Origin of the sequence: Mixta mediterraneensis, from assembly GCF_014946725.1 — a bacterium.
Taxonomy (GTDB): domain Bacteria; phylum Pseudomonadota; class Gammaproteobacteria; order Enterobacterales; family Enterobacteriaceae; genus Pantoea; species Pantoea mediterraneensis.
The window spans coordinates 1-10,359 of the sequence record NZ_JACFXY010000029.1 but is presented as its reverse complement, the minus strand read 5'-3'; the positions used below and the strand labels follow the sequence as shown (position 1 = coordinate 10,359).

Sequence of the window (10,359 nt, the reverse complement as noted above, 5' to 3'; positions counted from 1 at the left end):
GGGTCTGGGTGCGCGAGGCTTGTAGCGCATATCCGCTACGGGCAGCGGGCTACGAATATATCTGCGAACGGTCTCACGAGAGCATGAAAGCTGGCGCGCGATGGCGCGTATCGACATGCCCTGACGGTGTAAAACACTAATCTCCACTCTGGTCTCCAATGTCATCATTGGCAGTGCCTTAAAACTGCCATTTTTACCCTAGGTGGGTCAGATTTACATCGGCAGGTGGGCCAGTTTTACATCGGTAGCGACAGGATGGAGCTCTCATGAAAATTTTCATCAACGATAAAGACGGGAATCTGATACCTGCCGAAGGCAAATCGGTTGTTTTTAAACTGGATAACGGGCAGACACTGGAAATATCGCCGGAATATACGCATCCATCGATCCCGGAAGGAATTAACATCTGGGGAGGGCGCGAGCCTGAGGCTGCGGCTTCATTTGCGGAAAAGAAAAAGGAGGCGCTAAGCCTTGCTGTCTATCCAGTTGCAGCCAATGCCATTCACGTTTCACCCTATCGATTGAGCGATGAAAACGCTGTTGTCGGTTCTGATGCGGAGCAGGATCAAGCCTCCTTATAAGGTTTGTGCCTTTCAGAGCAGGCCGCAATGCGGAGTTAGAGAAAACAGTTAATGGTGTGTTAGATAATCAAACACGATAAACAGGAACGTTTTCCTTTGCTGCTTTTTCAGGATTGACTGAATAATGGGAAGCCATTAATTAGCGTCCCATTCTTTTCTCTACTCTTCATATTCTCCGCCGTGGTCGTGGCGCTCGTGTATGCAGATTACGGCTTTGTTGAATAAATCAGCTTCAGGACGAGTGACTCTGTAGCTGACCGGGTTTTCAGGCAATACGCACGCTTTCTGGCATACCAGCCTTCGTTATTTTATTCAGCGCACGCACCATGCCCAAAGCCTCTGCTACCTGACCATCGTAATCACGCAGCGTCAGTGAACCTCCGAACAGTTGCTTTACCCTGTACATGGCCGTCTCCGCTATCGAGCGACGGTTGTAATCTGTTGTCCATTTCCACCGGGCATTACTCCCGGTCAGCCGCTGATTCGCTACTGCACGGTTACGGTCTGCGTACTCTACGGGCCAGTAACCCGCTCCTTTTCGGGGCGGGATGAGGGCACTGATTTTCTTGCGCCGCAGTTCATCGTGACAGAGTCGGGTGTCGTAAGCGCCGTCTGCTGCGGCTGCCCTGATTTTTCTGTGTGTCTGCCGGATAAGACCCGGGAAAGCTTCTGAGTCCGTGACGTTGTTCAGAGACAGGTCCGCGCAGATGACTTCATGTGTTCTGCTGTCAACGGCCAGATGCAGCTTCCGCCAGGTACGACGGCGCTCTTTGCCGTGATTTTTGACTTTCCATTCGCCTTCACCAAAAACCTTCAGCCCGGTGGAATCAATCACCAGGTGTGCGATTTCACCCCGGGTGGGTGTTTTGAAACAGACATTAACCGACTTTGCCCGCTTGCTGACACTGCTGTAATCCGGGCAGCGCAACGGAACGTTCATCAGGGCAAAAATGGAATCAATAAAACCCTGCGCAGCCCGCAGGGTCAGCCGGAACAGGCGTTTAATCATCAGGACGGTGGTGATGGCAAGGTCAGAATAGCGCTGAGGTCTTTCCCGTGATGAAGGCGTTGCCGACTCATACCAGGCATGAGTCGCTTCATCGTCCAGCCAGAAAGTGAGGGAGCCACGGTTGATGAGGGCTTTGTTGTAGGTGGGCCAGTTGGTGATTTTGAACTTTTGCTTTGCCACGGAACGGTCTGTGTTGTCGGGAGGATGCGTGATCTGATCCTTCAACTCAGCAAAAGTTCGATTTATTCAACAAAGCCACTAACAGGACAAAATAACCTGATAGTTTTTAATTATAGTCTGCGAAATTTGCGTTGAGCGAATACAGGCGTCAGTTCAGATACAGGGGTTGAACCGCCCCGGGAATCCTGGAGACTAAACTCCCTGAGAGAGAGGTAAACAGGATGACTAAAAATACACGTTTTTCCCCCGAGATACGGCAGCGCGCCGTCCGCATGGTTCTGGAATGCCAGGACGGATATGACTCACAGTGGGCAGCCCTGAGTTCCATCGCCCCTAAAATCGGCTGCACGCCGGAGACCCTGCGTATCTGGCTGCGTCAGTATGAACGTGATGCCGGTGGCGGTGATGGTGGTCTCCCCACCACTGAGCGCCAGCGCCTGAAAGAGCTGGAGCGTGAGAACCGCGAGCTGCGGCGCAGCAATGATATCCTGCGGCAGGCCTCAGCTTATTTTGCGAGGGCGGAGTTCGACCGCCTCTGGAAAAAATAGCCCTCCTGGTGGATACCCTGAGCGATGAATACGGGGTCGGACCGGTATGCCATGAGCTGGATATCGCCCCGTCGTCATACTACCGCTACCGTGAATATCAGCTGCATCCTGACAGACGTAGCCATCGCGACCAGCGTGATGAGAAACTGAAGCAGGAGATACAGCGCGTGTACGACGAAAACTACGGCGTCTATGGTGTTCGCAAGGTCTGGCGCCAGCTGCTACGGGAGGGCTTCAGCGTGGCCCGATGCACCATCGCGAGGCTGATGAAGTCCATGGGCCTAACCGGCGTACTGCGAGGTAAAAAGGTGCGAACCACCGTCAGCCGTAAGACCCCTGCCGCGCATGACCGGGTGAACCGTCAGTTCGTGGCTGAACGCCCTGACCAGCTGTGGGTGGCAGACTTCACGTACGCCAGCACCTGGCAGGGCTTCGCATACGTAGCGTTCATTATCGACGTGTTCGCCGGTCGCATCGTGGGCTGGCGGGTGTCATCGTCGATGGAGACGACGTTCGTGCTGGATGCGCTGGAGCAGGCGCTGTGGGTCCGTCGGCCATCAGGAACCATCCATCACAGCGACAAAGGTTCACAGTACGTGTCGCTGGCCTACACACAGCGGTTGCAGGAGGCGGAGCTTCTGGCTTCAACGGGAAGCACGGGTGACTCTTATGATAACGCGATGGCCGAAAGCATCAACGGCCTGTACAAAGCGGAGGTGATACACAGGCAAAGCTGGAAAAACCGCGGCGAAGTGGAGCTGGCGACGCTGGCGTGGGTGGACTGGTACAACAATCGCCGGCTGCTGGAAAGGCTGGGGCATATCCCACCGGCAGAAGCCGAACGGGCATATTATGCTTCCATCGGGAATAAGGATCTGGCAGCCTGAGTTCCCAACTAAAATACTCTCCCGGAAAACCGGGGCGGTTCAGGTTGTATATTTCCTTTTAACCCAAGGCTGTCTGTAAAGACAGTATTAAGAGTTTTAAAATGTTGATAAACACGCGCCTTTCTATCATTGCCAAAAGCGTAACTATTGCGCTACTGGCTACAACTAACGCAGGTATTGCCTTTTCGGCCAATGCGACAACAGAAACTGCAAACGTTAACCCTGGCAATTATTATATGGGCCCCCGTAAAACGGATGAGATTACTAACCAGGATTTACGTGGTCACTACATTAATTTTAGCAAAGGCACTCCGAAGACACTTTCGATCAAACAGACACAGGCAGATTTTGTTGAAGGCGGTGACAAAGATGCTACGACGAAGACAAAAATCACCCTTGATGATGTAAAACTGAGCGGCGTAAAAAAAGATCATAACTATGACGAACACCCGAAAGGGACGGGATTACAGGACAAAAATTATGCGCTGGGCGACTCAATCTATTTTGACAGCGCAGATAAAGGCTCTTTAGCCTTATCCATCAATACCTCTGCGCTGAATGGAGATATTTCAGCTGAAAATAGTGGTGCTAAAGATATTTCAATCAGCAGCTCAACTATTACCGGTGCAACCCGGCTAAAAGGAGCAGAAAACCACGTTAACTTCAAAGACACTCGGCAGAAAAATTTAGCTAATTCTGCCAAAGCCATTGTCATCGCTGAGGCAGGAAACTCCACGATCACTCTAAGAAAATCTAAGTTTGAAGGCGGCATCGATGTGAGTGGTAAAGAAACCCTGTTGGATATTGGTCAGCAATCCACTGTCGCCGGTGATATTACTCTCAATAACAGTCAGCATACCGACATCAGGCTGACAGACAGTGGCGTAAAAAATATCACGCTAACCGGGAACGGGACTAATCAGGTTACCCTGATCAATTCAGACGTAAATCACAACCTGGATGCCGCTAAAGCCACGGGGAATACTACCGTTGCCCTCAACCATTCAACGGTTGAAGGTAATATTACTCTCGGCACCGGTAAAAATAATGTGCAGATTGCTAACCATTCTGAAGTGAAAGGGAATGTGAGCTCGCTGGGTTAGGATAGTGAAATTCATATCGATAACAGCAGCATCCTGCGCGGTGATGTTAACAACTTCGCCCATATTTATGCTGCGGATGGCAGTCTGCTGGATACTGCCGTGATTCGTAATAAAGCTGTTGATCTGACCGGTCATTCCGCTTTAAACGCTGCTGAACTGAATTCTGCTCAGCTTGCAATGGATACCGAAAGCCAGTTTGCGATCAACAGCGCACTATTGGGTATTAATACCGCAACGGTTAAAACATTTTCTGTGGCAACAACAGAAGGCGAGCACGCCCTTGGTTACTGGACCAGTAACGGCGGCGGTAAAATGCAGGCTCAGTTTGCTAACGGTAGCCAGCAAGTCACGGCCCGTAAAGGTGCCTGGAATTATGATTTGGCTCTGAAATAAATCGGGCAGCACCACTGAGGAACAGCTTGCTGTTAAGCGCAGCACGCTGGCCAGCGATGTGCAGGGCGCTCAGGCCAACCTGAATGCGGCCCAGCGCAGCAGCAAAGCGGTAACCGGCAGCGTGGCCCAGCGCTTCAGCAAACTTGATGAAGACGCGTTATTTAATCACCGTCAGCCAGGCGCGAATGTCTGGAGTGATTATATCGGTCAAAACGATTCTCAACGTGGCGATGCCGGTTATCACGGCAAAATGCAGGGTACGATGCTGGGAATGGACTGGACCAGCGAAATCTCAGACGATTCACAGCTGACTTCAGGTCTGGCGTTTGGATTTACCCGCACGAAAGTTAATGATCGTGGCGATGGCGCGCAGTTCCATAACCGGGTAAACGGACGTTATTACACGCTTTACAGCGGCTGGCAGAAAAACCTGCGCGATGACAAATTGGGTCTGTTTGCCAACGGCAACCTGACCTGGGGTGATATGAGCTATTCGCTGAAGGCTGCAAACGTAACCGCAGCGACCGATGGCAATAAGCAGCAGTTGACTGGCGGCAGTCATGGTAACAGTTACAGCGCTGAGTTGCGCACCGGTGTGGCAATCAAGCCGCTGCAGCAGCTCATTGTACAACCCTATGTCTTAGCCGGTTGGAACAAAACCGACGCCCAGGGATTCAGCGATAAGGCTGGTCAGTTCGGTCATAACCAGCGGGAAAATATGTATGCTGGAGCGGGACTGCGTACCACGGCACACTTTAAGCTGGGTAGCGTAAAACTGATGCCCTGGGCCGACGTTAACTACACCACTGATATTACGGATAACAGCCGCTTTAGTGCCATGGATTATCAGCGTTCACAGGGTCAAAAGATGCAGACAACCGCGCTAAGTCTCGGTACAGATATCGGTATTAATGAAAACCTGAGCACCACCATTAAAGCCACTACTCGCTTTGAAAACCACAGCAGTGATACCGCAATGTTAGTCGGGGTTAACCATCACTTTTAATCGCCTCTGCGGTGTTTTCTCCTGACGCCCTTGATGCATCCAAAAAGCCAGTCACCTGCTAGTGACCGGCTTTTTTTATAATTAACACGGTCTGGAAGACAGCATGAGTCGTCGCGGCCACTGCTACGACAATGCGGTTGCAGAAAACTTTTTCCAGCTACTGAAGCATGAACGAATAAAGAAAAATATCTACGGAACGCAGAAAGAAGCCCACAAAGATATTTCCGATTACCTCGAAACGTTTTATAACAGTGTTCATCAGTATGGTTCGAGCGATAAGATGTCACCGGCGGGATATGAACATCAATATTAGTTAACGGCCCGGAAGTGTCTGGATTACCCGTGGCGATTCACTCCTGAGAGTAGCTGCTATTAAAAAGCGTTTTTTAATAGCGACCAGGAAAGTTGTGTGATGACATTGGTCGTTAACTAACGTTCAGTGAGATAGCAACATGCCCAATAATACTCTCGAAAGATCATCTGTAGCCCGCTCTTCCAGTATACATATAGAGAAACAGCAGTCTTTTCCCGATAACGATAACAAAACTTCCCCTCTGGCTTCCTTAATAAAAGAAGTTAATAACAGCCCCGAAGGTTTAAATACTTCAGACTCAGAAAGTAATTTAGCAAAAGTTGTCATTGAAGAGCGGCACTTACATAATTTAGCCAGCACATTAAAAAACACCTCGCATGATGAATTATCCGCTGTCAGCGATCAAACAAAAAGCAGTGGAAAGCTCCCTTATCTCAGCTCGGTGCCGACCGCCACACAGGCACAGCCAGCAATGCCCTCACGCTATGCCCTTGATTTAACCAATGCAATTCCGACCAGTGATCGCACCGCAACATCCAGCGGGGGAAGTTTCTATAAATTGGGTAATATGTCCTGTTTTATCAAACCCGGCGTCGCTTATGTTCCGCTCACAAACCAGCAACAGGAATATTTCGCCTCATCTGAAGTTGCCAGTAATACTCTGACTCGCTTATTAACGACGGGGACAGAAGGGGCGCCCAGGTCTTTTATTGGAGCTCTTTCGGGTGTTCCATATATCGCAACAGAAACAATTAATTTTAAAGATTTGGGGAGATTTTTCAGCAGCAATACAGCGATAGACGATTTCGCCATGTTTCATCCTGAAATGAAGACGGAAGACATAACTAAATTAAAGGATAATGCCGTTAAGATAACAGGTCATTATGAAAAAATGGAGAATCTGGAAAAAAGTCGGCCAAATGACTGGTGGCAGGTCACCGATCAAGAATTTGTCGATGGCTATCGTGCTGAAGCGCGGCCGCTTCGTGAATTAATTATTGAGAGTCTAAAAACGTTACCGGTTGAAATCCAAAAAATGGTTCAGGAGCATATTGTCATTGGGCAGATTGTCGGCGACTGGGATTTTTTAAATGAGCGTTTTGAAAATATCGGTATCTCCAAAAATTCTGATGGGCAATACCGGGTGGCCAGTCTGGATCGAGGGAGCTCATTTGGTGTCGGTTTCTGGGGAAAATCAAAACCGGAGGGCTACAGTGGGGCGGTCAACCAACGGCCGCCTGCATTTCTGCCTTTGAATAGCGCATTTGTGCAAGAAAAAGCCGTATTTGGAAGTGATTTAGCGGCATTAGGCAAGGATTTCTCTTATATGCCTTATGGGGATGTCGCTAAGCTTTTATCGGGAAAGGCCGAGTGGTTGCCCGAGACCCTGAAAAAAATCGCCTATCGAATCACGGTGGCTAACGATCACGATCTTATCCATAAAATTTTGAAGGATACGCTGATGGATGTTTCTGATGCTGGCCTTGAGGAGCGTCATTTTTTGAGTAAGGCGCAGACAGAAAGCATTTTGGGTGCCAGATTACGTCATGCTATTGAGCAGGCCGGAGGATATGAAGCGGTGCAGCGCTGGGCGCAGCAAAATACTACTGAAGCGGCGAGGATTGCGGGTGAAGTCGCGAGTATTCGTGAATCACTGGGATATGATTTTTGATCTACCATCACCGGACTGATTTTGTATCTTAAATTAACGATGCCCACTGATTCGACCCTATCTTTCAGGCGGTAGTCATGACGTGAGATCATCGGGTTACGAGAAGAGCGCGATGATCCTGGCATCTAACCTGCCGTTCGGGCTGTGAATCAGGCGTTCACCGGACAGAGCTCTGTCACCCATGATACTGGAGAGGACCTTACATCACTTACACGTCGTCCCGATAATGTGCAAGCGAGTCTGAAAGCTGTTATGCCAGGTCATCACCTGGCATAACGCAGAATCAGTCTCGGAATGTTGGCTTCATATACTTTCTCACCTGCTGCTCTGGATAAATTACTTGCCAAAACTGGACGCAATGATGCTGGATGCAATACATTCCATTAACACATTATCGTACCTTGCTGGGTATTAATAAAAAACAGAACCCGAGCAACTCGCCGAAATAAACAAAGCGGGTAAGGTAATTTACATTCCATACAGTAATAGTAGAAATCGACGAAAAAATATGTTACTGCCGGACACCATCGGATCTTATTCTACAGCTATTCCGGGAACCAAGAGTAAGAAGTATACCGATCGCTAAAGGTATTATCAGCAGCATCGAGTACAATGAAATCGCATATCCATAAACGTAACTTTCCAGACTTACCGCAATGAGAGGAAAAATTAAAAATACAAGCGAGGCCTGAAAAGCACCTGCTTTTTTCTGCAGTAAAAAATAGCATAAGATACCAAATACGCCCGCAAAAGCCCCCAGATAAAAAGTAGACCATATCGAATGAAGTGAAAAGCTAGCAATTTGCGGTTTTTCAAATATCCAGCCCACAGCAGAAAGCATTACTCCAGCAAGCAGGCAGGGAAGGGCATTAAAGGTTATAACAGATACAGTGCAGCTCCTTTTTTTACACTGTGTGTATATTATCGCATGTATAACGACGGCAGAAACAAGCGCAGCGATGCCACGCCAATGACTGTCTGTACCTGATTTTGTTTCTTCCAGAAGGATACCTGCTAAAGCGACTATCGCGATAACTAATCCAGCCAGCTGCATTACATTCGTTTTTTCATTCAAAACAAATATTGATGCAATCAATACTGCCACGGGCATATTGGCAAAGATGATGGAAGCCAGACCAGAGCTAACATAGGTTTCACCGTAAATCATCAGAGAAAAAGGGATGGAAAAATAAAAAATGCAAACCAGAAACTGGAAAAAACGCTGACCGCGAGGAAAAAATAATGGTGTTTTGGTTAACCACGCAATACCGATCAAAAAAGGCGCCGCAAATATAAATCTCATCCCGGTTGCAAACACAGGTGGGATAGTTTCAACAGCAATCCTCATTGCCAGCCATGTTGTACCCCAGGTTAACGCAACCAGGATAAATAATATTGAGATTGTAGCTTTTCGCATGATTCCTCCTCACGTAAAGAAAATAATATACCCTTTTAACCTGAGAAAAAAATCTCTTTATATGCACCTTTTTCGCATGTTAAGAGAAAAAAATTCTCCATTAAGGATTGCCAGGCTAAATGATAAAGGAAGAAGCAGTTAAAGCGGTGACAACCGAATTGCACAATGCATCGGCATGCTCCTGGAAAGCGCAGCTAATTTAACATCAACTTTATGCGGGATAGGAAAACAGCCTTGATGAGGACGAGTTTATTACCAGCCAGACGGCGCAGCTAAGTAAAGGAAAGCTTAACCTGACGCTTGCTAAAGCTGTAACGATTAAAACTATAACTCACCAATAAAAATTCATATGTCAGGCTAACTCTGCACCCCTTATCTTACAGCGGCTGAACATCATCTTATGAAGCACTCATTCGCAACATAAAAATTTATGGTGATTTTACCGATACAATGTTCTTCCCAGTGGGAAACTAAAGATTTATTCATCGAAAAAAGTTTACTTTCTAATTAATCATAACGATGCGATATGATGTTATTTGAGATTTATATCTCCCCCATGAAAAACAGGCATTCTGATTGCGTAATGCTAATTTTTATCAGCACTCAGATTAATTTACGAATATTATTGCAGAGCGCTCATGGTTATAGGTTAGTTTATCCTGGCGGGGTGACAATACCTGATAGTTACGATACAGAATAATGGAATGAAATGCGTAAAGCGACGCTATCTACAGCGCCAGTAAGGCTGTGATCTACAGTACTGAAAACTATAAATCAGTTTCATATCACGGAGAAAGGACCAAATATGAGTATTAAACAGCATTTTTTTTCACGAGGCAGATTGGGCGTCGCGCTCTCTTTTTCTCTGCTGATGCCAATAGTGGCTCAGGCACAACAGTCCGTCAGCGGGCTGATTAACGAAAGACTGACGCTGATGAGAGACGTCGCGGCCTGGAAAACGGTGCATCATTCCTCTGTGGAAAATCTGCAACAGGAAGAACGGGTCCTGAACAGTACGCTTGATGAGGCTGCCAGCCTTGGACTTGAGCCGAACTCTGTCCGGGCATTTGTCCAGGCGCAAATGGACGTGGCAAAGGCTATTCAGTACCGCTACCGGGCAGAATGGGTGACCGCAAGGATTCGTTAATTTTTGGCAATAAGCCTAAAGGTTATATTAAAAATAGTGGTTATAACGCTTTAATGACCATTCCGTTTGCTCCGCCCGTAGAGCGAGGGCAAAAATGATTAAC

At 47.9% G+C, this 10,359-nt stretch carries 11 protein-coding genes and 1 other annotated feature; of the genes, 8 read left to right on the top strand and 3 right to left on the bottom strand.

Annotation, left to right across the window (positions count from 1 at the left end):
- The coding region (locus tag H2P46_RS22725; protein ID WP_193407007.1) for a helix-turn-helix domain-containing protein at positions 1–168 on the bottom strand (168 nt) is incomplete at its 3' end.
- Between the two features lie 98 nt (positions 169–266).
- On the opposite strand from H2P46_RS22725, the gene H2P46_RS22720 reads away from it, so the two are divergent.
- Positions 267–581: a hypothetical protein gene (locus H2P46_RS22720; protein WP_193407006.1), complete on the top strand. Its 315-nt coding sequence runs from the start codon at positions 267–269 to the stop codon at positions 579–581.
- Between the two features lie 265 nt (positions 582–846).
- Here H2P46_RS22720 and H2P46_RS22715 read toward each other — a convergent pair whose 3' ends face one another.
- Positions 847–1,815 carry an IS5 family transposase gene (locus H2P46_RS22715; RefSeq protein ID WP_193406241.1) on the bottom strand — a complete coding sequence of 323 codons (969 nt, stop codon included), beginning with the start codon at positions 1,813–1,815 and terminating at the stop codon, positions 847–849.
- Positions 1,816–1,991: 176 nt separating this feature from the next.
- Between H2P46_RS22715 and H2P46_RS22710 the strand changes: the two genes are divergently transcribed.
- The 6 genes from H2P46_RS22710 (at position 1,992) to H2P46_RS22685 (ending at position 7,692) form a co-directional block, all read left to right on the top strand.
- Positions 1,992–3,205 (top strand): IS3 family transposase gene (locus tag H2P46_RS22710; protein ID WP_420846558.1). Its coding sequence is split into 2 segments (ribosomal slippage): positions 1,992–2,280 and positions 2,280–3,205, totalling 1,215 coding nucleotides; the frame shifts between segments, so codons are not numbered across the junction.
- Positions 2,273–2,389, top strand: a sequence feature (AL1L pseudoknot). Its footprint overlaps the gene before it by 117 nt.
- Positions 3,206–3,306: 101 nt before the next feature.
- Positions 3,307–4,308, top strand: a complete 1,002-nt coding sequence (locus H2P46_RS22705) for a hypothetical protein (protein ID WP_193407004.1) — start codon at positions 3,307–3,309, stop codon at positions 4,306–4,308.
- Positions 4,309–4,407: 99 nt separating this feature from the next.
- Positions 4,408–4,701 (top strand): hypothetical protein, encoded by a 294-nt coding sequence (locus H2P46_RS22700; RefSeq protein WP_193407003.1) that lies wholly within the window; start codon positions 4,408–4,410, stop codon positions 4,699–4,701.
- A gap of 58 nt (positions 4,702–4,759) precedes the next feature.
- Positions 4,760–5,707: an autotransporter domain-containing protein gene (locus H2P46_RS22695; RefSeq protein WP_193407002.1), complete on the top strand. Its 948-nt coding sequence runs from the start codon at positions 4,760–4,762 to the stop codon at positions 5,705–5,707.
- A gap of 91 nt (positions 5,708–5,798) precedes the next feature.
- On the top strand, positions 5,799–6,020 hold the full coding sequence (locus tag H2P46_RS22690; RefSeq protein WP_420846559.1) for an IS3 family transposase: 222 nt from the start codon (positions 5,799–5,801) through the stop codon (positions 6,018–6,020).
- A 139-nt stretch (positions 6,021–6,159) separates the two neighbouring features.
- Positions 6,160–7,692: a hypothetical protein gene (locus H2P46_RS22685; protein ID WP_193407001.1), complete on the top strand. Its 1,533-nt coding sequence runs from the start codon at positions 6,160–6,162 to the stop codon at positions 7,690–7,692.
- A gap of 511 nt (positions 7,693–8,203) precedes the next feature.
- On the opposite strand, the gene H2P46_RS22680 is transcribed toward H2P46_RS22685, so the two are convergent.
- Positions 8,204–9,109: a DMT family transporter gene (locus H2P46_RS22680; RefSeq protein ID WP_193407000.1), complete on the bottom strand. Its 906-nt coding sequence runs from the start codon at positions 9,107–9,109 to the stop codon at positions 8,204–8,206.
- Between the two features lie 805 nt (positions 9,110–9,914).
- On the opposite strand from H2P46_RS22680, the gene aroQ reads away from it, so the two are divergent.
- The gene (gene aroQ, locus H2P46_RS22675) at positions 9,915–10,256 is read left to right on the top strand and encodes a gamma subclass chorismate mutase AroQ (RefSeq protein WP_238939088.1); all 342 of its coding nucleotides are present in this window, start codon (positions 9,915–9,917) and stop codon (positions 10,254–10,256) included.
- The last annotated feature ends 103 nt before the right edge of the window (positions 10,257–10,359 follow it).